Consider the following 21,122-nt stretch of genomic DNA (forward strand, 5'->3'; position numbering starts at 1 on the left):
TTTCGACCTCGGCTGCGCTGAACCGCATTAGCTCACCGATATAGAACGGGCGCAACCGATTCTGGCGCACGAGCTTGTAGATCATGCTCTTACTGCAATCCCAGCGCTCGGCGAGCTGCTGAGCGGAGAACGGGCGTTCATCATGGATGTTGCGCGCGGCGGCTGTCATGCTGCTCTCCACAGGATAGGTTTTTGATCCTTCGCGATGCGATGAATTCCGCGCGCCATTGGATGTTTGGGCGCGCCGGTAATGGTCTTTCCCCAGCACCAGAGATCGGGATATGGAGCTTCTCCCCTTTGAATTTCCTCAATCACATGGTCGATCCACATGCAGTCACGAGCAATTGCGCCCCAGCATACAAAAACCTGATCAGCCTTCTTCGCCTCGGCAGCGACAGCTGGCAAATTGACGAAGTGCAATTCGTCGCGCGCTGCCCAATCGCCCCTGTAGATACCGTCGACACGGACATAGACATCTGCAGGCTTGGCGCTGCACCAAGGATACAGATTGACCGCAACATACCCACCGAAGCCGAAAAGCTGAAACCAATCATTCCACCATCGAGATGTGGGATCGTCCTGGCTGCCGTCCGCGGCGGAAGGATTGTGCCCAATAACGCATGCTATGGGGCCCGGGCCCCATTTCCGAATGAGACGAAGCCGATTTTTACCATCGAAATCAGCGCGACGCTGAATGATGGCATTCCCGAAAAGATCGACCGGCTCAGTCTTCACTTCTCGGCCTCCTCATCCACCTCATCAAAGCGATTCCTGATCTCATCGATCGCGTGCCTGATCCCGCGCGTGAACGCTCTGGCGCGCGGCCGGCGGGATGCTTCGGCCTCAAGGTGGGTGATGATGCCGGCGCGCTGGGCGTTTAGGGCGGTGCGGAGTTCGGTCATGACATCGTCTGCCCAAGATCGGAAATTCGGTCTGTCAGCAGCCCGTCAAGCCTGCTGAGCCAGTCATTCAGGAACTGCCGATGAATTTCGAGGCTGTATTCAATGCTGCTGGCCGCGCGCTGCATCTGATCAGCAGCTGACGACATTGCCGAGCCTGCCCGGACGACATCCTCAGCGCCGATGAGGTGGACACATTCAGCCATGAGCCACCTCCGGGTATCCGTCGTGCGTCGCGCCGTCGAGGTAGCGCCCAGCGGCTTTCTTGCCCCAACGAACCATGGGAGCGGCACCATCAGGGATAACTCCGTACACATGACCATCAATTCCCAGCCAGAATACATCGCATTGAGGACGCTCTGGATCATAGGGCCCGTATTCGCCCCACTGCTTGAAAAGGAACGGCACATCCATTGCTACGCATTGGCCGAGCAGACTGCGGACCCAATCTGGGTGCATCGGTCGAGCACCACGGCCGGATTCGCCACCCACAATTACCCAATTCAAGTGCACCAGCCACTCGGGTCGCAGCGTCACAGCGCCCAGCAACGGTTCCATGGAAAGGCCAATCCATGGGATGCTGAGGCGATGCTTCAATTCGATCAGGCGCGGTATGTCGCGGTCGGCCTCCTCTTGATTGACGACGCTGATGATCAGACCAGCATGGTTCGGCCAGATGCGACCGTTCAAACGCTTTTCGATGAACGATACCCGTTTGGTGACGATCTGGATGTCGAGGCTGGTGCACGCACTGGTAGCGTCCCAAGCCTCCGCAAACCATTCTTCCGGCACTTCCTTGTCAAAAAGGTCAGACATGGATTGCACGAACACCCGGCGGCGACTGTTCGGATGGAGCTTGCCGATCTCTGCATCGGCGGCCCACCATGATGCCCCGTTTTGAAGCCGATAGATGGTAGCAACTGCGCTCTTGATCTTGCGACGCGGGACGCCCGCGCCCCAGATGCTTTCGCCAGTCCGCTTCGACAACGTTTCGGCATAGCAATGATCGCACCCCGGCCCGACCTTAGTACAGCCCCACCAGAAATTGACGGTCGCGTCCGTCCATTCGATGGCGGTGTTGTCAGCCATAAACCCTCCCCTGCCCCACAACCTGCCCCGACAGCGCCGCGAGCGTCGCCTTGTCGAGATAATCCCGCTGCTGGACCTTGCGTGGCCCGCGCTCGGCCGCCAGCAACGCGCGCCGGCGTTCATCGCGCTCGCGCTCGACCTGCTCCACCCGCCGCAGGATCTCGTCGCTCTCGTCCAGCTTGCGCGCTTTTGCCCTGCGCGCGATCATGTTCTGCCACTGTTCAAAGCTGCCCGGATTGCGGTAATCGTCGATCAGCTTTGAGACCATGCGCAGGAAATCAACCTGCATGGTGGCACCCTCGAGAAGCCTGCTGATCTGGCAGCTATTGAGCACCTGATCGTTGAGCGCGCTCACCGCGCTGGCGACCTGATTGAGAGACCATCCGCTACGCTTGCGCCACGCCACCAGATTCTGCCGGACCTGCTCGCTGCGCCTCGCCAGACGACCATTGAGGTCATTCCAAGGGGTGGAGCCCAGCCCGGTGACGGTGACGCTGTAGTCATAGTCGTTGCCAACCCGCATCGTGGTGAACGTGACTGAGCCCGCCGCGCTCAGCTTCCGCATGTGGTAGCGGATAGCTTCGTCGGTGCACTTCAAGGCCTGCATGGCGCCCTCGTAAGTAAAGGGTCGGCTCTCGTTCACGAGCTTCGTCAGGTGATCGAGCAACATAGGGGATCGGGAGGGGATATTATTCATAGATTGCCCCCGCATCCTTGCCGTGACACCTCACTATTGTCGCGGTGCCGACGGAGCGGCGGACTCTCCGATCAGGGAGGTTAATGGGTGGAGACCTGTCGCCCTTGAGGTGGACGTTACGCCAATACTGCGCGCTTTCGGTTTCCTGTCTCATGCCGTCGCCCGCTCAAACAGTGATTTGAACCGCTCGCCATAGCTTCCGAACGCCGCACCAAGCACGGTATCCAGCGGAAGCTCGTCGGCATCGCTAGGAAGGCCCGCCTCCGCCATGCCCTGACGTGTCCCGGACTCACACGCCCCGGTGATGAGCCGGAAATCGTTGATATGGACCGTGCCACGCTCCTTGATTTCCCTGACGAGTTCCTCCTCGTCGAAATCATGCTCCATCATCTTGAAGCGAACATCGCGCATGGCTTGCTCGACCGTGTCGCCGTGGGCAAAATATTCGCCTTGGGCCGCCACATAGCAGGCCTCGAGGTCGGCGATCTCGCCGCCGCCGAAGTAGGAGGCGCTGTAGATCGTGGCGTCGCCAAGCACTCGTTCGGAGCGAATGAGCATGGTGTAGCCGTCGACATTTTTCAGCCGGATGCGTTCGCCGCGATAGGTCTGAATCTCCTCAGTCAGCCCCCTCAGATCGACGGAGCCGCCGTTGGAGAAGGTCACGCCCTCGGGCAGCGTGGTCAGGCTGCTCAGATAGACGGAGCCGCCGTTGGAGAAGGTCACGCCCTCGGGCAGCGTGGTCAGCCCCCTCAGATCGACGGAGCCGCCGTTGGAGAAGGTCACGCCCTCGGGCAGCGTGGTCAGCCCCCTCAGATCGACGTAGCCGCCGTTGGAGAAGGTCACGCCCTCGGGCAGCGTGGTCAGCCCCCTCAGATCGACGGAGCCGCCGTTGGAGAAGGTCACGCCCTCGGGCAGCGTGGTCAGCCCCCTCAGATCGACGGAGCCGCCGTTGGAGAAGGTCACGCCCTCGGGCAGCGTGGTCAGCCCCCTCAGATCGACGTAGCCGCCGTTGGAGAAGGTCACGCCCTCGGGCAGCGTGGTCAGCCCCCTCAGATCGACGTAGCCGCCGTTGGAGAAGGTCACGCCCTCGGGCAGCGTGGTCAGCCCCCTCAGATCGACGGAGCCGCCGTTGGAGAAGGTCACGCCCTCGGGCAGCGTGGTCAGCCCCCTCAGATCGACGGAGCCGCCGTTGGAGAAGGTCACGCCCTCGGGCAGCGTGGTCAGCCCCCTCAGATCGACGGAGCCGCCGTTGGAGAAGGTCACGCCCTCGGGCAGCGTGGTCAGCCCCCTCAGATCGACGGAGCCGCCGTTGGAGAAGGTCACGCCCTCGGGCAGCGTGGTCAGCCCCCTCAGATCGACGTTATGAAAGCTCTTTACGTCAATCGTGGTCTCGGTGCGATCGTAGACATATCCACGGTTGTCGAGATATTTTGCGAACTCGTCGATGGTCATGGGTTTAGTCATGTTCTATCCCTTCTGCCCGCCATTGTCCCCGGCTGACGGGCGATGCGCGCCGGGGCGCGGGGGTGAGCTTAAAATTCGATGCGGACCGCTGGAATTTCTCCAGCTTGGATAGCCAGCACGATCTTCCGGGCAGTGTCCTCGTCGACACCACAGGTCATGATGGCCTCCTTGGCGGCAGTGCGGACGGCGGAACGGTGCTGCTGGTCGGCCTCGCGACGAGCCCGTTCGGCAGCAACGCGGCGATCTTCTTCGTCCTGCGCCTCTTTCGCGGCCCGAGCTGCTGCCAATTCCATGGCAGAGCGAACACTGGTGAGCGTCGCATCACGAATAGCGCGAACCTCGTCCTGCATGTCGCCCATCGCATCGTCGATGACGATCTTCTCCTCCAGTTCGCGGATGAGTATGGCGTAGGGGTAGGTCTTGCCGCCGATCATGCCGAGGCCGACATCCTTGATGTGCTGAATAATGTCGCGGGCATAGCTCCGCTTGGCCTCGACGGCGCGCCGTTCGGCTTCCGCCGCCTCCTCGGCATCCCGGCGCGCCTTGTCGGCAGCCTCCTGACGCTCGCGCTCGATACGAGCCGCCTCGTCGCGCTGCCGGGCCTCCTCGGCCTCGCGATCCTCGCGCTCCTGTCGCTCACGCGCTTCCCGCTCCTGACGCTCCGCATCGGCCCGACGCAGCCGCTCCAGTTCCGCGCGCTCGGCCTCCTGCTGCCTGAGACGGGCAAGAGCCTCACCCAGCGCCTTGACCGCATCGTCGCGCAGGTCGACCGCCATCTCGATGCGCGGGCCGAACAGTTCGTCATTCAGGTTGATGCCGCGAATGCGCCCCAAGCGGCGCTCCACATCCTCAGCCGTCTCGTCCGCGCGGACAATGGCGGCGTCGCGCAGGTTGGTGAGGATAAGGTCCGCCTCCATTTTGCGCGCTTGCTCGCGCTCCTCATAGTCGGTGAGCGGCTGGCGCACCCGAAGTTGCAGGGCGGCGAATCGATCCACCACCAGCTTGCCGACGGCATTGATGGTGGCCGTCTTGCGGCGGTAGTCCTCGGTCAGCTCCTTGCGCGTCCTATCGAACGCGGTCTTTTTCCGGGCAATCTCGCTCGCCGCCGACCGGATCAGGTCGCGCCCAGCGCTGGTGGACAGGTCAACCTTCACGCTGAGGGCTTGCTGCTCCACGTGTGCGTAGTAGGCCTCAAACATCTTCTCGTCGGTCAGAGCGAGTGCGGGATCAGCTTCGACCTTGCGCACGATGTCGATGACATCATTGGCGGGTTCGGTGGGCTCTTCTTCAATGCGGCGGGCACGTGCGGCCATGTTCATTCTCCCTGGCTACGAAGGATGCGGGCCTCGGCAGCGTCTAGCGCCGCATCGAGTTCGGTGATTTTGTCGGAGGGCAGCGAGCCGCGCAGGGCGGCCACTTTCGACATGCAGGCGTCGAGTTCTTCCTGTGCTCTTGCGTCGTAAATGAGGTAGAGCAATTCGGATACCGCGCGCTCTTCCGGACTTCCGTCCGTACCATCGTGCTGGTCGCCATGCTGCTCGTCGGAGCGGCCGGTTTCGGGTTCGGGGTGTCCCTTTGCCTTGTCGGCAATCTTGCGCGCCTTTTGGACTGTTTCTTCCGTTCCGATCCGAGGGAATTCATCGTCGGCAGAGACTTCCTGGCGGTTTATGGAGCGGTAGGACACTTGCAGATTGGCAACGTCAACGGCAGTCCATTTTGCGGACTTTCCAAGCTTCGCCTCTATCCTGTCTGCATTAATCCCGATCTTCTCGAATGCGCTGATGGCTTCGGCAATCCGCACTTGTAGAGATTTTTCACCCTGCCCTTTTTCGAGCGTTTCTCGACACGCCTGCTTGGCCTGCTCCTTGAGGTAAGGCGGCAGCACGCGGAAGATGCACTCACGCAACCGGCGAGCGCCGTTGTTTGCGTTGTTCTCATAAATATCGCGCATGTCGGTGAGCATCTTTGGCCCGCTGCGCGTGTCGCGGCGGTGAGGAACCAAGAATGTCATGCGCGATTTTGTGTTCGTCTCCAGATCCCATGCGAATGCCAGCATCTCGGAAACCGCATTGGTATCGTCGCGATCGAGTTCCATGATGCCATAATCGATATTGCCCCAGCACCGGGCCAACTCGACAGCCAGATGGATGCTTTCACCTGAGACAGTTTCGCCGCCGCGCGGGAAGCGGAAGAATGCCCCTTCGGCCACTTCCCATGTCCGGCAGCTTTCCACGGCCCGCTTGAGGGCATAACTTTCATCGCGGGGACGTGCCTGGGCGACGGTGACGGCGGCCTGCACTTCGGCCACGGCACGCGACATTTCGATGCTGGTGGCCTGACTGGCGGGTTCCTGTCGTGACTGGCGCATGATGGCGTTGGGTGTGACGGTATTCACTGTGCACCTCCGATAATCGCGGCGGCGGCTGCGAACGGATCGGCCGCGTGGCCGTTGCCACGGATAGCCTTTGTCGATACGCGCGGGCGGGCACCCCCCGCTTTGAACATGGCTACCCCGCATTCATTCACCAGATGGTAGAACACGCGGGCCGTAGCTGTGATGTCGACGAGAGCGTCGTGTGCGCCAACCAGCGGCTCGCCGAAGAAATACTCGTAAGCCTCCTCCAGTTTCGGCGCTTTCGGTCCCGGCATCCCCGTCGCAATCATGCGCGGCGTCGGCGGCAAGTTAATGATGAACTTTGACTTCCACATGGTACAGAAGCTGGGCGCTTCGGCTTCCCACTTGACCGACCTGTGGCGCGCGGAATGGATGCGCATGATGCGACGGTCGAACGATTCATTGTGGCCCGCTCGCAGCGCGGCCTTTTCGACGAACGCCATGAACGCATCCAGCGCAACCAAGGGGTCGCAGCCTTCGTCCATCGCACGCTCAAGCGTGATCCCGTGGGCCTCCAGTGCCTCTGGGGCGATCACACATTCATGGACACCGGGGCGAACGATGCTGACGAAGCGATCGACCTCATTCCCATCCATGTCGTGCAACAGCATGGCGAGCTGGAGCAGGTGGGGCTGGTGGGGTGCATCGGACGGGTCGCCAAAAGAGGGTAGCCCCGATGTCTCACTGTCATAAAAGAGGATCATTGTCGTCTCCAGTCAGGCGTAGGAAAGTTCGCCGCGATCAATCGCCTGATTAATCATAGCGCGTTCGAAATTGGTCATTTGCAGGGTGCGGATCGGCCGCTCTGGCGTGTTGTATCCGTGCCAGATTCCGGTTTTCAGGCAGTCCGCGAACTTGTTGAGGGCAGCCCTATTGCGCAGCCTCGCCATGTCGATGTCGACTGAATCCAGTTGGTCGATTGTCACCAGATAAGGCGGCTCTTTCTCAATGGTGATTAAAACGAAACTGCGCTTGGCCTCTCCGTAAATGAGGTCGATCACATCGAGATAATGGGCCGCTGACATGAAATAGCCGAACCTGGTCGCGGCGCGCTCGTAAACGTCAATAGAGGCATCAGCGGCGGTTTTGATGTCCGGTATAATCTCCATGTTGAACGGAAGATTGTCGGGGCGCGCGCGAAGCCAGCACCCGGTTTCAGGATCGACCGCGGCCAGCGTCATTTCCGGTGTTCCGGCGGTCAGCAATGCCCCAGCCAATTCATGCTTAGACACAGCCTCGGCCATCGCCTGCATCGTGTCGAACTGCGCTTTGGTCAGAACCATCCGGCCCTTCCTGATCGCATAGTCGCGCGCCTCGATATAATCGGCCCATTGCCGGGTGGCGCGCTGGTCGAAGCCTTCCGGCAGGACGTAGTAATGCTTCTCGAAGCGCCCGTTGCCGAGCAGCAGGACATCATGCAGCGCCGAACCAAGGTTGAGGTGAGGCCTCTGCTTCTGTACCGGACGATCCGGGTTCATAGGAGACTGCCACCAAAAATGCGCAGGCGAGCGGGCGTTAATCAGTTTCAGGCCGGATGAACTAATGGACGGTGCCGGACAGATTTCCGCGCCATGATAGGCTTCGGCTGGGATGCCTTCGAACGCGCCCGGCTTGGTGATGAGCGGCGTCATGGCTCACCTTCCCCGATGATGAGATCGTCGATCAGGTAGAACAGGCCAGCCATGACGGCGCACACGAGGCCTACCAACATGAAGGGGACGGAGATGGCTCTGCGCAGCTTTTTCATGCCGCCAGACTCCCCACCTGCCGCACCATTTCACGGTGATGCGCGATTGCCTGCTCAATCGTCGGGGCGGCGGCATCAAGCCGCGCATATTCCTCGAACGCGCGCCGCCCAACGTCGCCGCCGAAGTCGGCCCAATTCCTCTTGAAGCCCGCTTCGATCATGCGCAGAGTGATCCACTCGGCGCGCACGTTCGCAAGGTTGTCCCACAAGCTGGTCAGCAACCCTCCCGATGGGCGCAGGGCGGTTGTGTCCTGCGCGGCGTCGAACACCGACTTGACATCTTCGCGCTTGAAGCTGCCGAAAGCGTTCCGGCATTCCTCCGCCACGCCACGCTCGAACGGCGCGGTGGCGGAGATGGTCATGCCCAGCTTCTCGGCTTGGATCATCGCAGCGCAGATGCGCGCCACGAGCAGGCAGTCATTCCATGCACGGATCGCGGGCGCGGTCATTGGCCACCTGCCACGGGAGCGATGGGAAGCAGCTTTTCGATGATGGCCGACCCAATCCAGAGGTAGACCAGCAGTGCGGCGATGATCGCGACGGTCGCTTTCCATCCGCCGTCATCAACGTGATGATCGACCTGGAACTGCTCTTGGTTTTCGGGTTTCGACACGGGAACCTCCATCTGGGGTGATAGAGGTATATTGCGATATTCGCATTTCCGCGTCAAGGCAGAATTTGCGATTATAGCATTTTATGCTCTTTTTGGCGACCGCCGAGGACGGCCGCTGTTTGACGTTTGCGTCAGATCAAAGGCTTTTAGATAGCATTACAGTTTGCTTTTTGCCCTGACTTCCGCCGTGTCGCCACAGACTTTGATCGACGGGCCGGGAATAAAGTAGATGGCTCTCACGATCTTACCAACCCCGTACAAAATTGCAGACAGCGTCACGAGGAAGCCTGATAGCAGTGCCAGTAAAAGCTTAAATTGCGCAGCGAAGGGATCCATCTCTCCCACAGCATTTCCTGCCGGCAAGACGAAGGCAACGAAAAAGCCTGAAACAGCAGCAGCGGCACAAATCCAAGCGCTGATGATAAGCATTCCCCCATCTGAGCGGATCACGGGGCTACCTCCCCGTTCGTCCTTCCACTCTTGCTCGCCTGTGCGGGAGAGCCCCGCGTAATCCTGCGAATCCATTCACCCGTCCTGGCTAGTGCTTATTCACCTGCATGGTCATAACAACACGCCCCACCACTTCAAAGCCCTCTTCTCCAGGATAAATAGTCTTGTGCTCGAGATTTGACGATAGGGGTTCCAGTCGAGCCGGATCATCCTTGTAACATTTGAATGTGGTCTCACCACCACCGTTCCGAACTACGTACATCCGCTTTGTCGACAACCGCTTATCGTCGGGATCTACAATGGCGTAGCTTCCATCGGGCGCAACTTTATCCATTGAGTCGCCGTCCACGATAACGATGAAGGCATTTTTGCCGACAGTTTGATCTGGCGAAACCACGTGTTCTCTCACATGCTCAAAACCGTCTCGCCACTGGCCAGCAGAGACAAGGCCTACCACGGGCAAAAGTCGGAGACGGTCGTCACGCTTCACGACATCGTATCCGAAGAACCGGAGCAAAATATCCATTTCTTCTAGTGTAAAGTCTCGCTTGCCGCTCATGGACTTCGAGAAATAGGTCGGATCAGGCATACCGCACAGTTTGGCCATGGCATTGAACTTAATTTTTCCAGCCGCCTTCTGCGCCCTAATCAATGCACGAATCTCATCCTGCGTCATGCCGCCATCAAAACAGCGTCGGCGAAATATACCATTGCCATTATCGCAATTTTCCCCTTGAAATGATGTTGCGAATATCGCATTATTGTCGGTATGCAGACAGAAGCAGGACTTATTCTCGACGCCCTCGGTGGAACCAGTGCCGTCGCGAAGCAGATAGAAGCCCCGGTATCCACCGTCCATAGCTGGCGGACGATCGGCATTCCCAAATCGCGGATGGCTCATTTGAAGCTGCTCGCCGAAGTTAAAGGGATCACCCTGCCTTCTTCGGAAGCCGCCGCATGACTTGCGCGCTCTGTGGCAACCCTGTCTGCCCCCACGCGGACCTTTACTATTCGGGCCTCGCGCCCGCACGCCATGCAGGAGCCCCAACGTGTCGCGCCTGCGGGGCTGGCTCCTCCATTGCCCACCCGGTCGATGCCAGCCCCAATCATCATGCTGTGGAAACCTTCTTTCATGGCGCCACCATCCACCATCACGAGGCAACTGTCTGTGTCGGATAACTCACTGATTGAGCAGGATTGTGCATCGCAACAAATTGCGCGGGCCATTGGCCTGTTCATGGGTGCGGGCCGGAAATACTCGGTGGCCGACGTGTCGCTGGGCACCGGCATACCCTCCCGCACGCTCTCCAGCTACATCGCTTCGGGCGAGGAGCGGCGCACCCCGGCGGCCGACAAGCTGCTGGTGCTGATCCATTTCTTCGGCACCGAGTTCGCCTCAAAGGTTTTGGGCGCGGTCGGCATGGGCGCGCATGACCTCGTGGTGAAGCACGAGCGGCCCGGCGCGGTGATCGCGACGCTGTGCGGCGCCTCGGCCATAATCGCCGAGATGGCCGCCGATGGCGTTCTGGACCATCGCGAGCGGGCGCAGCTCGAGCCGATCGCGTCCAACGTCATCGCGACGCTGCAGCCCTTCGCGTCCCGCAAAACGGCGGAGTGAGGCATGGGCGGGGGCTGGCCTTTCGGGGATCTCCGGATGTTCGGATATGGGGTACTCCATATCGACCCGGCTTGGTCGTATCAGATGTATTCCGAGAAGGGCCACGCCAAGAGTCCCCACGCGCACTACGACTGCATGTCGATCGATGAACTGAAATCTTACCCGGTCGGTGATCTTGCCGCGCCGGATGCGGTCATGGTGATGTGGGGTGTTTTCCCCATGATGCCCGAAGCGCTTGAACTCATGGCGCATTACGGCTTCCAGTATAAGACTGGAGGCGCATGGGCCAAGCAATCGCCAACCGGAAAGGCGTGGTCATTCGGCACGGGGTATATCTTCCGTGGCGCCGCCGAGTTCTACATCGTCGGCACCATCGGACAGCCCCGGCAGAAATCGAAGTCGGTGCGCAATCTTATTGTCGAGCCTCGCCGCGAACATAGCCGAAAGCCTGATCAAATCTACCGCGACATCGAGGCGCTTTGGGATGGCCCCTACATCGATGTGTTCGGCCGCCAGCAACGCACTGGCTGGGATGTCTTCGGCAATGAAATCGACAAGTTCGGAGAAGCAGCATGACCCTCCTCCGCTCCCTCTTTGCCCGTCAGCGCCATTCGCGCCACCCCGCCGCCATCACCCGCCGCGAGGAAGCCAAGCGCGCGCATGAGGCTGCTGTGGTGAAGCGCCGCAACGAACTTCGCCTAGCCCAGATCAAGGCCGCCCAGCTCATGCCCGGCAGCGCGCCGATCGCGCCGCGCGACGAGGTGGTGGCAAGCGTCCAATTTAAGCGGAAAGACAGAAGAAACCCCGAGGTGACAGCATGATAAGCCTCACCAAGCGCCAGTCCCAAATTATGCGTTTCATAACTGGCTACATTGAAGCTCACGACGGCGCATCGCCAACATTCGAAGAAATGAGAAAAGGATGCGGGATGTCTGGCCGACGCTTGCTCCACGCCCGTATCGAAGCTCTTGTTGAACGTGGCGCGATTAAGAGGACAGTCGGCAAAGCCAGAGCCATCAGGGTCGTGCAGCCTTTGGCCATCCCACGGAGCCCAGAAGGTGCACCGCTTTATTTCGTTCCGGTCGATGATTTGACACGGACAGTTAAAACCCCGGCGTCCGGTGGCGCCGAAACAGGGGGGATCGGTCACACGATGAACACCGATTCGCCGGAGGGAACGCGGGGGGCAACTCCCGCCCTGCTGTTCTGCATGACAGCAACCGCGCCGGTTCAATCCCCCTCCACCGGACATCACTCATGAGCGGCGGGTCGATGCAATTGCGCCTGTTTCGGCGCGCGATCCGTGAAGGGAAAACTTTGATGACAGCCTGCGCCGAGTCCGGGCTGTCGCTCACCGAAGCCAGGCTCACCATCGCCGCGGATGCCGCCAATCCACCGCAGGACGACGCATACGAACTGATTGGCTCAGCACGAAAGGACTGTGAAATGGCACGAAATGCCAAAAAGAAGGACGATGAGGTGGAGATCGTCAAAAAGCCCGATTTCGATCGCGCCATCAAAATTCTGAAGGGTGATCTCAACCCCCTCACGGAAGAAGGCGCGAAGATCCGTGGCGACCAGGCTGCGGCGTGGAAGACCATAGAAAAGGACTGTAATTGCAATAAAAAGGCGATGAAGGCGGTTCACGCCTTAATGCGCATGGATCCCGAGCTGCGCGATGATTACCTGCGCACGCTCTACGGCGGTATGCAAGCAGCCGGCATCGGCATCAGCGAGGATCTGGTCGACCAGATGGAAGGTGACGACGCGCCATCCATGCCGACCCGGAAAAAGGCACCCGTCGAACTGCACACGGTCAACTGATCCATGTCGACGATCCTCGCGATGGATCTCAGCAAACGGTCCACCGGCTGGGCACTCTGGAGTCCGGAGATGTCCAAGCCGGTGTCCGGCACATGGTCGCTCGGCAGTGAACTCACGTCGGCCGGGCGGTCGTTCCTGCGCCTGCACCAGTGCATGAACGACCTGTACCAGATCCACCCGTTCGAGATCGTCATATACGAGGAGCCACTCAACTTAGGCCCAGGTGCCGGTGTCACGAACAAGGACACAATCTTCGCCCTGATGGGCCTCGCTGCGCACGTCGACAGCTATTGCGAGGCGAAGGGAGTCCGCAAGGTGCGCTCAGTCAATCAGTCATCATGGCGGCGCCATTTCATCGGTTCGATGAAGCGCGGGACCAAAACCAAGCAGCTCAAGGAATACGCAATGGAACGGTGCGCGCAGCTTGGTTTCCGACCTCAGAAGCACGACGAGGCAGAGGCGATTGGCATCCTTTCATACATGTGCGCAATGGAGAATATCATCCCCTCATGGGAAGCCCATGAGATCCTGCACCAGCCCCTTGGGAGCGTCGCATGACAAAATCCACATCCGTGCAGGCAATCCGCCTGTTCAATGCCATGCTCAAGCGCGCGCAAGACGGCCGTTCCGGCCTGACTCTCACCACATGGCAGAACACTCTCGACTTCGCCGATCGCGAGCAAGTGGTGGACGCGCTCAACCGGCTCCAGCACAGCGAGCACATCCGCATCGACATCGGCGGCGAGCGGCCCGCGATCGTCATCCTTAAGGGCAATTATAAGCACAGCTTCCCGCTTGAGAAGCCGCTGGTGCTGGGCATGGCGCCGGTGCCTGTGTTCAAGGTGGAAAGCACTCCGGGCAAGGAGTTGCCGCCCGCCATCACCGATCTCATTCCCGTGAAGCCCGACTATGTGGACGTGGTGCAGGCGATAGCCGCCGAGGTTATGCCTCCCGCTCCAACGATGCCGGTCGCGGTGACGTTCGTGCTCGACGCCGACGACATGGAATATCTGTGCGAACGGCTGGACGGCCACCGCGATCCTCTGTCGCTCGACCTTTACGCGAAGGAGCTGCTGGAGGAATACATCCGCCTCCTGCGCGCCGAGGATGGGCCGAAGCACCGCCTCTCCGCCGCCGTTCTGAAGGCCGCGAAAGACGATGGCCGCCCGCTGCCCGACTTTGTGACCGCGCTGATCGAGATTGGGCTGACGGCGTATCAGATGAACCGGGAGGCGGTATGAGCGATCCTGTCGTCATTGGAAATGCCACGCTCTATCTGGGCGATTGCCGAGATATCCTGCCTATGGTCGACGGATATTCGTGCTGCCTGACAGATAGCCCATATGGCGATGATTATCGCAGTGGCCACGCCACAGATGCCCTTTGGTCTGAGGGCAATATTCGTGGCGACAAGGATAACAGCGTCCGCGATGCCTGCCTGCGCCTGCTCGGTGACGTGCCCACGCTCTGCTTCGGAAAGTGGTCGAAGGAGGCACCAGTTGGGACCCGCATGGTTCTGATATGGGACAAGGGCGGCGCTCTTGGAATGGGCGATTTGCGGCTGCCATGGAAGCCTGATCACGAGGAGGTTTATGTCCTTGGTGATCCCGCACTCTTCGTGGGGAGGCGTGACTGTGGTTCCGTAATCTACTGCCCGCCCGTGCAGAGCATGGCAAAGAATGGCCGGCAGCACCCAAATGAGAAGCCTGTTGCGCTCTTGTGCAGGCTGCTCGAGAAGCTGCCTGCAGGAACCGTGATAGACCCCTTTATGGGATCTGGCTCTACCCTAGTCGCTGCATCCCGTCTCGGCCGCCCTTCTATCGGAATCGAGAGCGATCCTGTCTACTTTGAGCGTGCCTGCAAGCGAATTGAACAAGCTCAACGTCAGAGCGACATGTTCGCAGGAGAGGCAGCATGACCGACCGCCTCGCCTGGCAGAAGCAAACCGCCCTCGCCCACCGCGCGCGCAAGGAGGAAGCCGCCAAGGCCGATGGTGTGGCCATGTCCGACCATGCGCTGGACGTGCTGGCAGCGGCTTATGTCGGGGCCACGGCTGATCAGGTTAAGGCTTGGAGGAGTGGGCGGTGAGTAAAGGTTACGTTTATTTTATTACGCCAGAGGCCGTGCTTTACCGCCGCGATCTGGAAGCGCCCATGGTCAAAATTGGGTACACCAAATCCAATCCGCAGAAACGATTAACTGCGCTCCAAGCTGGGTCGCCAGTCCTTCTGGAGGTACACGCATATATCGAGGGTGGACCCGACTTAGAGAATGCATTTCATAATGCCTTTGCTGAACTTAGGTCCCACAGAGAATGGTTCTTAGCTGAGGGAAAATTACGGCACTTTCTCGGCTATTTGGAGAGCGAGGGAACACAAAAGTTTATATCGCGCGAAGATATTATAGCCGCGGTTCATGATGTCATCCTCGCTGGGCGCTCGCCAAACCCAGAAGTAACCGATGAAGATTATCTCGCCACTGCCGACCCAGCCTTCCTGAAGCCGTTCTTCCCGGAGGCGCTTTCACTATGAGCGCCCAATGGTTCCGCTTCTATGCCGAAGTTCTGGATGATCCCAAAGTTCAGATGCTTCCAGCTGTCGAGTTCAAGGCGTGGGTCAATATCCTGTGTCTGGCGTCCAAATATGATGGTGTCCTACCTGACGTTTCAGCCATTTCATTCGCGCTACGGATTGAAGAAACGGGGGTGCTAACGCTGATCGAACGCCTGCTTAACGTTGGGCTTATCGATAAGCGCAACGGTGGCCCTAACGGTTATCATTACGCTCCACACTCATGGGCAAAAAGGCAATATAAATCAGACAGTTCAACCGACAGGGTGAAACGTTACAGGGAACGATTGAAACGTTCCGACGAAACGGCCCCAGAAGCAGAGACAGAAGCAGATATATCCTCAGAAGCTAAAGCTTCTTCGGATAGCGCCCGCGAAGGCGGCGAGTCAGGACGGTCATCAGAGATTGTTGATCGTGATTCCGCCAGCCTCATCGGTGAAGCGATCGAAGTGTGGAAGTCAGCCGCCAAGCAATGCGGTTGGTCCATTCCGCAAAAGCTGACGCCAGATCGGCGCAAGAAGCTGTCTGCTCGCCTGAAAGAGCACGGAATTGATGGTTGGCGGGCGGCGGTCAAGCGCGCGTCTCGTTCCGCAATGCTCGGCCGCGATCCACCGCGATGGTGGGATTTCGATTTCCTGATCCGGTCGCACGACCAAATCATCAAGGTTCTGGAAGGCAAGTACGATGAGCAATTTAACCGAAACCAACCAAGCCCCATTGGCTCTGCCGGACAGTCTCGAACAGCAGTCGCGGCGCGTCGGTCGATGGATCGCGTTGCACGATTCTGGCCGGATCCCTCCGACGCTGATGGAGGACGCGAAGGCGGTTCTGGCGGATATGGAAACGAAGCTGACCTCCGCCAGTCGCAAACAGTTCTACGCCCAGATGACCCCGTGCCTGGACCTCTGCGCCGGGTCGGGGATGGGGCCCGATGAGCGGGAAGCGTGGTTTACAGCCGCGGCGGCAACCTTGAGGGGTATCCCCTACGACCTACTGGAGCGAGGTTGTGCAGCGGCTCGCATGAAGGCCGACCATCCCGCCAAGATCGTTCCGGCAATCATCAAGGAGATCGACGAGGCTTGGAATTATCGGAAGGTCGAGCGAGCCAAGTTGGCGGCGAGAATGCAGCCCGAGCGCGAGAAGTATCCATGGGAACTAGCCCGCGAAGACAACTTCGACCCCGCCAACCGCTGCAAGCCTGAGGAAGCTTCCGCCATTGTGAAGGAATACGGCTTTGACGAGCCCGTAGGCCGCGACCTTGAGCTTGGCCGTGACTGCTCGAATCTGCGGCAGCCCACGAAAGAGGAACTGGAGGCGTTGGCCGCCGAGTTCAAGGCTCAGAACTATCCGTCGGCCGAGCCTGACAAATCGTCCGAGGCCGCATGAACAGCCCGCTCGCCCGATACGCCCACCTCAACCATGAGCCGGACCCTGACGGCGCCCGCAAGCGCGCTGCCAAGGCATATCATGAAACAGGATTTATAGCGCTTGATCCAGCCTGGATCACTTCATGGGACGATCGGGCATTCGTCCAAATGGTAGCCGACAAGGTGCATGGGAAAAGGAGGACTTAGAATGCCGATCGAGGGGTTGCGGGGAGCGGATCGTGTGGTGGCGAGTGCGATATCCGAGGGGTTATTGGACTATTTGGGCCATGTCGAAGATTATAATTCCCTCTTGGCGCGAATGGTGCAAGCGCGGGTCGCGAAGTCGGTGAGTGAGCAGCGCCTGCTCGCCCTGCTGGAGCGCGACGCGAAGGACCGTGAGGAGGAGCAGCGCCGGCGCATCGCCCTTGCCGATTTCGAAGCCGGTATCGAAACAAACATGGCCGATGTGCTGGTAAAGCCAACGCCGGAGCAACTGCGCGACCCGGCGTTCATCACCCGCAAGGTGGCGGCTAAGCATTGGGCCGATGGCGGGCTGACCGGGTATCGGCGCCTTCACATCGACCAGATCACCTACCTGCTCAGCCGGGGGGTGTTGGACGATCAGACGTTCGCTGCCTGCAAATGGTATCGCGATCGGTATGAGGCGGCCGAGATGGAACCGACCGCTCCCGTCGCCCAATATGGTGAGACCGTGCGCGGGGATGCGGTCTATGGCCACCTGCCGCGAACTGAATGGGCCGCCGAAGCGCGCACCGATATTCGATGGGCTCGGGGCTTTATTCCCGAGGACATCGTCAGCCTGTTCGAGCAAGTGGTGCTCCATGATGTCGGCATAACCGAAGTGGCAAAGCGCTATCGTGGTCCATATGCCAACGTGCGTGCCGCCTTCATTCATGCCTGTCACATGCTCTTTGAGGGCGTATCGCACCGTTTGAAGGTCTAGACGGAGATTTCAATGGTTTATCCGAAAATTCGCAAAAGCATTATGCCGCTTGCCCTGATGCGGATCAGAAATACAATTGATGAGCAGACCTTCGTGGCTTGCATGTGGTATCGGAGCAAATACAACTCAAGCTCAGAATTATTTGACAGGCGCACAATTACAGATTGTGATTTGGGTGTTCCTGAGATTTTATTTGTTCGAAAAAATGCTGATCCTGCATTGCTTGCTCGTTCTGAATTTCTAAGGGTTAGAAGTCAGCTGTATTCAATATGTGATGCAACCGCTTTCGAACTTGTCGCATTGCACGATCTTACGATCAAACAGGTGAGAGCCATCTATAAAATCCGGTACATCGAAATACGTAAAACGATCGTAGAAACAGCGAAACTGCTAGCTGATCTCGTTGAAGGTGTCGCCGGTGAAGTCAATGTTGCCAGAACGCTATTGACATAAAATGAAAGTCGACTCATACGGACATGCAATTGATAAGAATTGCCTCTGCGGCAAAACCCCCGAAATCTGCGATTGTTCCACTAGCGACTCGGAAATAGGTCCGGACCGCTTTTTTGTGCGCCCGCTTATGCGTCGTCGCGCGCTGAGAGTATCCCCATGCCCCGCATCACAACCGACCTGACGCAGTATCTGCCCGTCATGTACGAAGCGCGGGCGAATATAGCGGATGGTAGCCAGATACGCGGCACCGAGCTGGCGCGGTTAATCGGGACAACCTGGCGCATCCTCAAGCAGCGTATCCTGCGGGATAAGGCGTTCCCGGTCATTGAACGCGGCGCAAATGGCAAGCCGTGGACGTTCGATGCCGCCAAGGCGATCAATCATCTGATCGCTGATCTGGAAAAGCAGATGACGAAGCGCGCTGGTAGAGCGCGACGGGTCAGGCTCCAGAGCGGGCTTGATGCTGCCGACCAGACCTCTGTTGATACTGAGGATGGTGGAGTCGACGACCCGCTAGACCTTGCCGCATCGGCCCGCAGCGTCTCCCTGCTCGCGCAGGCCCAGATGGCGACGCACAAGCTGAAGCAGATGCAGGGGGAGTTCGTCGGGACCGAAGCCCATGTGAAAGTGCTGGCGACCGTCATGTCGACAATGCAGACCGAAACGCTGGCAGCGGCGGCGCGCATCGACCCGACCGGCGCCCTGCCCCCGGACATTCGCAGCCAGATCGAGACGGAACTGAAGAACGTCCTGCTGTCGGTGCAAGATGCACTTGACCGCGCGCTGAGACCGTTGGTTGCGCGAAAGAATTAACGAGGTCCGCAAGGATCTGGATGCCATAGCGAGCAACGCCTTCTGCGCCGACGCCGCGCAAATCGCGCTCGACGCGCTGGACCTGCTGACGCCGCCGGAGGATATTTCCACCACGGACTGCGCGCAGCGGTTCCGCAAGATCAGGACCGTTGAAGGGTCCGGGCACATATACTGGTCGCTGGCGCTCACGCCCTATCTCAAGGGGCCGCAGGACGCGCTCGATGATCCCAACGTGCAGGAGGTCATCGTCCCCAAGCCGGGACGTACCGGCGGTACGGTGGCGTTCGAGAATCATCTGTTCAAGCGGATGATGTTCGGCCCGATGACCGATGTGGGCTGGTATCTGGGCGGCCCCGACGAAGTAAAATCCTACTGCGACAAGCAGGTCGCACCCATGTTTGAGGATCATAAGGAAATCGCCGCCAAGGTGGGTTCCGGCCGGTCTGACAACATGATCGCGCGCAAGAAGGTTTCGGGGAGATTCCTCGAATATCTGGCCGCGAGCAACAAGACGATCACGGGCCGCCAGTTCGGCTACATGATCGGCGACGAGATCGACACATTCCCGAAGCGGATCAGGGCGACCTTTCTGGAGCAGTCGCGCGTTCGCGGGCGGGCGCTCGGCAACAAGCGCAAGGTCGGAATGACGAGCCACCCTGATGCGGGGTGGAACGATGGCATCGCGGCGGCATGGGTCGACAGTTCGCGCGGCATCTATGTCTGGCCCTGCGCCGAATGTTCGTCCTGGTCGTCACCCTGGCCGACAAGCCACTGGCCGGACGTGCCGCGAACCGAACTCTGGTATCGGAAACTGGTCGACGCCGGGCGGGACGAAAGGATCGCAAAGGCGATGGAAACGGCGGCGATGAAGTGCCCGCATTGCGGTGCGCTTCTCAGCGACGAGCAGCGCAAGGCGATGTCGCTCATCGGGCAATGGATGCACCGCGGCCAAAGCCTCGATATCGAGGCCGGGCCCATCGGTTTGCCGGATGCCAATCCCTCCATGGGTTTCTGGATCCACGGCCTGATGAGTATGATGGTGACGAACGCCGAACTGGCGCGCGACCTTGAAGCGGCCACCATCGTTTACGAACGGACGCGCAAGACAGACAAGCTGCGCGAGGTGCTGGCCAAGATCTTCGGGCAGGTGTTCGAGGGTGCCGGCGCTTCGGGGATGCTCGACAGCGCGGCGCTTATCAAGCGCGCCAGAACAGAGAATGTGCTGGAAATCGGCCAGTTCCCGGAAGGCGCGAAATTCATTACCGCTGCGGTCGACGTGGGTTCGGGCAAGTTCGATGTCAGCTTTCGGGCGTGGGATCTGGAGGCCCGGTCTTGGTGGCTCGATCGCCTGACCATGCGGCAAAGGCGATGGCCCGATGGCCAGTGGCGCGACATCAGGACGCGGGAACGCATTGAGGATTGGGACATCCTGATCGACAATGTGATTCTGCGCACCTTCCCGATGATCGGACGCCCCGGATGGGAGATGCCGGTCGCTGCGGTGGCGATCGATGTTGGCGACGGCAACGTGACATGGAAGGGTCGCGAGTTTGCGCGCCGCTGCCTCGTCGCCGGGCATTACTGGGGACCGCCCTCCAATCCGTGGGCGCGGGTCCGACCGATACAGGGCAGCCCGAGCGCGAAGGCGCCGGAACTGCCTCTTGTGCCGACGAAGATCAGCCGGGACGAAAAGGGCCAGACGCTGCTGCCCGAGATTAGGGAATACACGCTGGGCGTGCACAAGCTCAAAGAACTCGCGATCGAGCGGCTTGCGGTGAACGACGGCGGGCCGGGGCAGTGTCTGTTCGCCGATGGCATCAACAGCAATTATTTCGAAGAGTATTTCAACGAGAAATTGATCGACGGGAAATGGGACGGCGGCAAGCCGAACGAATCCCTCGACCTCTTCGGCTATGAGGAAGCGGTGCGGCTTATGCTGGCGCCTGACCGCAAGGACATCAAATGGGATCAGTCAGCCATGCCGACGGGGCACCGCTGGCACGAAGGGCTTTTGCCGCCCTGGGCGCGACCGATCCCCGTCAACGTGGAAGGAGGTGATCCTGCGGTTGGGCGCGAGGGCGCGCCCGTAGAAGCGCCTCCGACCAGGAAAAACATCTTTGAGCAGTTCGACGCTCTCAATCGCAACGAAGGATAGTCAA

Annotated in this window: 31 protein-coding genes and 1 pseudogene; 17 read left to right on the plus strand and 15 right to left on the minus strand. The window is 59.6% G+C overall.

Going from position 1 to position 21,122, the window contains the following annotated elements:
* Nucleotides 1-7: 7 nt before the first annotated feature.
* The 15 genes and pseudogenes from OOT33_RS17920 to OOT33_RS13520 all read right to left on the minus strand — a co-directional run.
* Nucleotides 8-169, minus strand: a pseudogene (locus tag OOT33_RS17920) (helix-turn-helix domain-containing protein); the annotation flags it as partial.
* Nucleotides 166-735 carry a DUF1643 domain-containing protein gene (locus OOT33_RS13455; RefSeq protein WP_307750531.1) on the minus strand — a complete coding sequence of 190 codons (570 nt, stop codon included), beginning with the start codon at nt 733-735 and terminating at the stop codon, nt 166-168. The pseudogene OOT33_RS17920 and the gene OOT33_RS13455, both read right to left, overlap by 4 nt.
* Nucleotides 732-902, minus strand: coding sequence for a hypothetical protein (locus OOT33_RS13460; protein ID WP_307750532.1), 171 nt, complete (start codon nt 900-902; stop codon nt 732-734). The genes OOT33_RS13455 and OOT33_RS13460 overlap by 4 nt, the downstream gene beginning before the upstream one ends.
* Nucleotides 899-1,105: a hypothetical protein gene (locus tag OOT33_RS13465; protein ID WP_307750533.1), complete on the minus strand. Its 207-nt coding sequence runs from the start codon at nt 1,103-1,105 to the stop codon at nt 899-901. The genes OOT33_RS13460 and OOT33_RS13465 overlap by 4 nt, the downstream gene beginning before the upstream one ends.
* Nucleotides 1,098-1,988 (minus strand): DUF5131 family protein, encoded by an 891-nt coding sequence (locus OOT33_RS13470; protein WP_307750534.1) that lies wholly within the window; start codon nt 1,986-1,988, stop codon nt 1,098-1,100. The genes OOT33_RS13465 and OOT33_RS13470 overlap by 8 nt, the downstream gene beginning before the upstream one ends.
* On the minus strand, nt 1,981-2,685 hold the full coding sequence (locus OOT33_RS13475) for a hypothetical protein (RefSeq protein WP_307750535.1): 705 nt from the start codon (nt 2,683-2,685) through the stop codon (nt 1,981-1,983). Before OOT33_RS13475 ends, OOT33_RS13470 begins: the two co-directional genes overlap by 8 nt.
* 150 nt (nt 2,686-2,835) lie before the next feature.
* The gene (locus tag OOT33_RS13480) at nt 2,836-4,149 is read right to left on the minus strand and encodes a hypothetical protein (RefSeq protein WP_307750536.1); all 1,314 of its coding nucleotides are present in this window, start codon (nt 4,147-4,149) and stop codon (nt 2,836-2,838) included.
* A gap of 68 nt (nt 4,150-4,217) precedes the next feature.
* Nucleotides 4,218-5,462 (minus strand): hypothetical protein, encoded by a 1,245-nt coding sequence (locus tag OOT33_RS13485; RefSeq protein ID WP_307750537.1) that lies wholly within the window; start codon nt 5,460-5,462, stop codon nt 4,218-4,220.
* Nucleotides 5,463-5,464: 2 nt separating this feature from the next.
* On the minus strand, nt 5,465-6,544 hold the full coding sequence (locus tag OOT33_RS13490; protein ID WP_307750538.1) for a hypothetical protein: 1,080 nt from the start codon (nt 6,542-6,544) through the stop codon (nt 5,465-5,467).
* Entirely contained in the window at nt 6,541-7,248 is a 708-nt protein-coding gene (locus tag OOT33_RS13495) for an exonuclease domain-containing protein (protein WP_307750539.1), read from the minus strand. Before OOT33_RS13495 ends, OOT33_RS13490 begins: the two co-directional genes overlap by 4 nt.
* 12 nt (nt 7,249-7,260) lie before the next feature.
* Nucleotides 7,261-8,175 (minus strand): PD-(D/E)XK nuclease-like domain-containing protein, encoded by a 915-nt coding sequence (locus tag OOT33_RS13500; protein ID WP_307750540.1) that lies wholly within the window; start codon nt 8,173-8,175, stop codon nt 7,261-7,263.
* A gap of 112 nt (nt 8,176-8,287) precedes the next feature.
* The gene (locus OOT33_RS13505) at nt 8,288-8,740 is read right to left on the minus strand and encodes a hypothetical protein (protein ID WP_307750541.1); all 453 of its coding nucleotides are present in this window, start codon (nt 8,738-8,740) and stop codon (nt 8,288-8,290) included.
* On the minus strand, nt 8,737-8,904 hold the full coding sequence (locus OOT33_RS13510; RefSeq protein WP_307750542.1) for a hypothetical protein: 168 nt from the start codon (nt 8,902-8,904) through the stop codon (nt 8,737-8,739). The genes OOT33_RS13505 and OOT33_RS13510 overlap by 4 nt, the downstream gene beginning before the upstream one ends.
* Nucleotides 8,905-9,060: 156 nt before the next feature.
* Complete coding sequence (locus tag OOT33_RS13515) at nt 9,061-9,429, minus strand: hypothetical protein (RefSeq protein WP_307750543.1); 369 nt, start codon at nt 9,427-9,429, stop codon at nt 9,061-9,063.
* A gap of 13 nt (nt 9,430-9,442) precedes the next feature.
* On the minus strand, nt 9,443-10,213 hold the full coding sequence (locus OOT33_RS13520) for a LexA family protein (RefSeq protein WP_373690579.1): 771 nt from the start codon (nt 10,211-10,213) through the stop codon (nt 9,443-9,445).
* Here OOT33_RS13520 and OOT33_RS17925 point away from each other — a divergent pair.
* The 17 genes from OOT33_RS17925 to OOT33_RS13595 all read left to right on the plus strand — a co-directional run bounded on the left by OOT33_RS17925 (nt 10,124) and on the right by OOT33_RS13595 (nt 21,118).
* Nucleotides 10,124-10,315, plus strand: a complete 192-nt coding sequence (locus tag OOT33_RS17925) for a carph-isopro domain-containing protein (protein ID WP_373690580.1) — start codon at nt 10,124-10,126, stop codon at nt 10,313-10,315. The two genes, OOT33_RS13520 and OOT33_RS17925, sit on opposite strands and share 90 nt — an antisense overlap.
* A 207-nt stretch (nt 10,316-10,522) precedes the next feature.
* Complete coding sequence (locus OOT33_RS13525) at nt 10,523-10,972, plus strand: hypothetical protein (RefSeq protein ID WP_307750545.1); 450 nt, start codon at nt 10,523-10,525, stop codon at nt 10,970-10,972.
* A 3-nt stretch (nt 10,973-10,975) separates the two neighbouring features.
* Nucleotides 10,976-11,548 carry an MT-A70 family methyltransferase gene (locus OOT33_RS13530; RefSeq protein ID WP_307750546.1) on the plus strand — a complete coding sequence of 191 codons (573 nt, stop codon included), beginning with the start codon at nt 10,976-10,978 and terminating at the stop codon, nt 11,546-11,548.
* Nucleotides 11,545-11,793, plus strand: a complete 249-nt coding sequence (locus OOT33_RS13535; protein WP_307750547.1) for a hypothetical protein — start codon at nt 11,545-11,547, stop codon at nt 11,791-11,793. The genes OOT33_RS13530 and OOT33_RS13535 overlap by 4 nt, the downstream gene beginning before the upstream one ends.
* A gap of 29 nt (nt 11,794-11,822) precedes the next feature.
* Nucleotides 11,823-12,233 (plus strand): LexA family protein, encoded by a 411-nt coding sequence (locus tag OOT33_RS17930; RefSeq protein ID WP_373690593.1) that lies wholly within the window; start codon nt 11,823-11,825, stop codon nt 12,231-12,233.
* Nucleotides 12,230-12,796 (plus strand): hypothetical protein, encoded by a 567-nt coding sequence (locus OOT33_RS13540; RefSeq protein WP_307750548.1) that lies wholly within the window; start codon nt 12,230-12,232, stop codon nt 12,794-12,796. The genes OOT33_RS17930 and OOT33_RS13540 overlap by 4 nt, the downstream gene beginning before the upstream one ends.
* Before the next feature lie 3 nt (nt 12,797-12,799).
* Entirely contained in the window at nt 12,800-13,354 is a 555-nt protein-coding gene (locus OOT33_RS13545) for a hypothetical protein (RefSeq protein ID WP_307750549.1), read from the plus strand.
* Nucleotides 13,351-14,037 carry a hypothetical protein gene (locus OOT33_RS13550; protein ID WP_307750550.1) on the plus strand — a complete coding sequence of 229 codons (687 nt, stop codon included), beginning with the start codon at nt 13,351-13,353 and terminating at the stop codon, nt 14,035-14,037. The genes OOT33_RS13545 and OOT33_RS13550 overlap by 4 nt, the downstream gene beginning before the upstream one ends.
* Nucleotides 14,034-14,714, plus strand: a complete 681-nt coding sequence (locus tag OOT33_RS13555; RefSeq protein WP_307750551.1) for a DNA methyltransferase — start codon at nt 14,034-14,036, stop codon at nt 14,712-14,714. Before OOT33_RS13550 ends, OOT33_RS13555 begins: the two co-directional genes overlap by 4 nt.
* A complete protein-coding gene (locus OOT33_RS13560; RefSeq protein ID WP_307750552.1) occupies nt 14,711-14,884 on the plus strand; it encodes a hypothetical protein in 174 nt (57 codons plus the stop codon). The genes OOT33_RS13555 and OOT33_RS13560 overlap by 4 nt, the downstream gene beginning before the upstream one ends.
* Complete coding sequence (locus OOT33_RS13565; RefSeq protein ID WP_307750553.1) at nt 14,881-15,327, plus strand: GIY-YIG nuclease family protein; 447 nt, start codon at nt 14,881-14,883, stop codon at nt 15,325-15,327. The genes OOT33_RS13560 and OOT33_RS13565 overlap by 4 nt, the downstream gene beginning before the upstream one ends.
* The gene (locus tag OOT33_RS13570; RefSeq protein WP_307750554.1) at nt 15,324-16,301 is read left to right on the plus strand and encodes a hypothetical protein; all 978 of its coding nucleotides are present in this window, start codon (nt 15,324-15,326) and stop codon (nt 16,299-16,301) included. Before OOT33_RS13565 ends, OOT33_RS13570 begins: the two co-directional genes overlap by 4 nt.
* A gap of 85 nt (nt 16,302-16,386) precedes the next feature.
* Nucleotides 16,387-16,752, plus strand: coding sequence for a hypothetical protein (locus OOT33_RS13575; RefSeq protein WP_307750555.1), 366 nt, complete (start codon nt 16,387-16,389; stop codon nt 16,750-16,752).
* A 189-nt stretch (nt 16,753-16,941) separates the two neighbouring features.
* Nucleotides 16,942-17,697, plus strand: a complete 756-nt coding sequence (locus tag OOT33_RS13580) for a hypothetical protein (protein ID WP_307750556.1) — start codon at nt 16,942-16,944, stop codon at nt 17,695-17,697.
* Nucleotides 17,698-17,709: 12 nt separating this feature from the next.
* On the plus strand, nt 17,710-18,150 hold the full coding sequence (locus tag OOT33_RS13585; RefSeq protein ID WP_307750557.1) for a hypothetical protein: 441 nt from the start codon (nt 17,710-17,712) through the stop codon (nt 18,148-18,150).
* A 156-nt stretch (nt 18,151-18,306) separates the two neighbouring features.
* The gene (locus tag OOT33_RS13590) at nt 18,307-18,963 is read left to right on the plus strand and encodes a hypothetical protein (protein ID WP_307750558.1); all 657 of its coding nucleotides are present in this window, start codon (nt 18,307-18,309) and stop codon (nt 18,961-18,963) included.
* Entirely contained in the window at nt 18,947-21,118 is a 2,172-nt protein-coding gene (locus OOT33_RS13595; RefSeq protein ID WP_307750559.1) for a terminase gpA endonuclease subunit, read from the plus strand. The genes OOT33_RS13590 and OOT33_RS13595 overlap by 17 nt, the downstream gene beginning before the upstream one ends.
* Nucleotides 21,119-21,122 lie beyond the last annotated feature (4 nt).

The sequence above is a fragment of the Sphingobium sp. DEHP117 genome (genome assembly GCF_030867385.1).
GTDB lineage: Bacteria > Pseudomonadota > Alphaproteobacteria > Sphingomonadales > Sphingomonadaceae > Sphingobium.

What these genes read in the sequence shown, in the direction of transcription:
- OOT33_RS13480 (WP_307750536.1), bottom strand. Translation starts at nt 4,149, where the DNA reads ATGACTAAACCCATGACCATCGACGAGTTCGCAAAATATCTCGACAAC.
- OOT33_RS13545 (WP_307750549.1), top strand. Translation starts at nt 12,800, where the DNA reads ATGTCGACGATCCTCGCGATGGATCTCAGCAAACGGTCCACCGGCTGG.
- OOT33_RS13575 (WP_307750555.1), top strand. Translation starts at nt 16,387, where the DNA reads ATGAAGGCCGACCATCCCGCCAAGATCGTTCCGGCAATCATCAAGGAG.
- OOT33_RS13530 (WP_307750546.1), top strand. Translation starts at nt 10,976, where the DNA reads ATGGGCGGGGGCTGGCCTTTCGGGGATCTCCGGATGTTCGGATATGGG.
- OOT33_RS13485 (WP_307750537.1), bottom strand. Translation starts at nt 5,462, where the DNA reads ATGGCCGCACGTGCCCGCCGCATTGAAGAAGAGCCCACCGAACCCGCC.
- OOT33_RS13465 (WP_307750533.1), bottom strand. Translation starts at nt 1,105, where the DNA reads ATGGCTGAATGTGTCCACCTCATCGGCGCTGAGGATGTCGTCCGGGCA.
- OOT33_RS13470 (WP_307750534.1), bottom strand. Translation starts at nt 1,988, where the DNA reads ATGGCTGACAACACCGCCATCGAATGGACGGACGCGACCGTCAATTTC.
- OOT33_RS13505 (WP_307750541.1), bottom strand. Translation starts at nt 8,740, where the DNA reads ATGACCGCGCCCGCGATCCGTGCATGGAATGACTGCCTGCTCGTGGCG.
- OOT33_RS13585 (WP_307750557.1), top strand. Translation starts at nt 17,710, where the DNA reads ATGGTTTATCCGAAAATTCGCAAAAGCATTATGCCGCTTGCCCTGATG.
- OOT33_RS13590 (WP_307750558.1), top strand. Translation starts at nt 18,307, where the DNA reads ATGCCCCGCATCACAACCGACCTGACGCAGTATCTGCCCGTCATGTAC.
- OOT33_RS13540 (WP_307750548.1), top strand. Translation starts at nt 12,230, where the DNA reads ATGAGCGGCGGGTCGATGCAATTGCGCCTGTTTCGGCGCGCGATCCGT.
- OOT33_RS13520 (WP_373690579.1), bottom strand. Translation starts at nt 10,213, where the DNA reads ATGGACGGTGGATACCGGGGCTTCTATCTGCTTCGCGACGGCACTGGT.
- OOT33_RS17930 (WP_373690593.1), top strand. Translation starts at nt 11,823, where the DNA reads ATGCGTTTCATAACTGGCTACATTGAAGCTCACGACGGCGCATCGCCA.
- OOT33_RS13555 (WP_307750551.1), top strand. Translation starts at nt 14,034, where the DNA reads ATGAGCGATCCTGTCGTCATTGGAAATGCCACGCTCTATCTGGGCGAT.
- OOT33_RS13550 (WP_307750550.1), top strand. Translation starts at nt 13,351, where the DNA reads ATGACAAAATCCACATCCGTGCAGGCAATCCGCCTGTTCAATGCCATG.
- OOT33_RS13460 (WP_307750532.1), bottom strand. Translation starts at nt 902, where the DNA reads ATGACCGAACTCCGCACCGCCCTAAACGCCCAGCGCGCCGGCATCATC.
- OOT33_RS13500 (WP_307750540.1), bottom strand. Translation starts at nt 8,175, where the DNA reads ATGACGCCGCTCATCACCAAGCCGGGCGCGTTCGAAGGCATCCCAGCC.
- OOT33_RS13580 (WP_307750556.1), top strand. Translation starts at nt 16,942, where the DNA reads ATGCCGATCGAGGGGTTGCGGGGAGCGGATCGTGTGGTGGCGAGTGCG.
- OOT33_RS13560 (WP_307750552.1), top strand. Translation starts at nt 14,711, where the DNA reads ATGACCGACCGCCTCGCCTGGCAGAAGCAAACCGCCCTCGCCCACCGC.
- OOT33_RS13475 (WP_307750535.1), bottom strand. Translation starts at nt 2,685, where the DNA reads ATGAATAATATCCCCTCCCGATCCCCTATGTTGCTCGATCACCTGACG.
- OOT33_RS13535 (WP_307750547.1), top strand. Translation starts at nt 11,545, where the DNA reads ATGACCCTCCTCCGCTCCCTCTTTGCCCGTCAGCGCCATTCGCGCCAC.
- OOT33_RS13515 (WP_307750543.1), bottom strand. Translation starts at nt 9,429, where the DNA reads ATGGATTCGCAGGATTACGCGGGGCTCTCCCGCACAGGCGAGCAAGAG.
- OOT33_RS17925 (WP_373690580.1), top strand. Translation starts at nt 10,124, where the DNA reads ATGCAGACAGAAGCAGGACTTATTCTCGACGCCCTCGGTGGAACCAGT.
- OOT33_RS13495 (WP_307750539.1), bottom strand. Translation starts at nt 7,248, where the DNA reads ATGATCCTCTTTTATGACAGTGAGACATCGGGGCTACCCTCTTTTGGC.
- OOT33_RS13570 (WP_307750554.1), top strand. Translation starts at nt 15,324, where the DNA reads ATGAGCGCCCAATGGTTCCGCTTCTATGCCGAAGTTCTGGATGATCCC.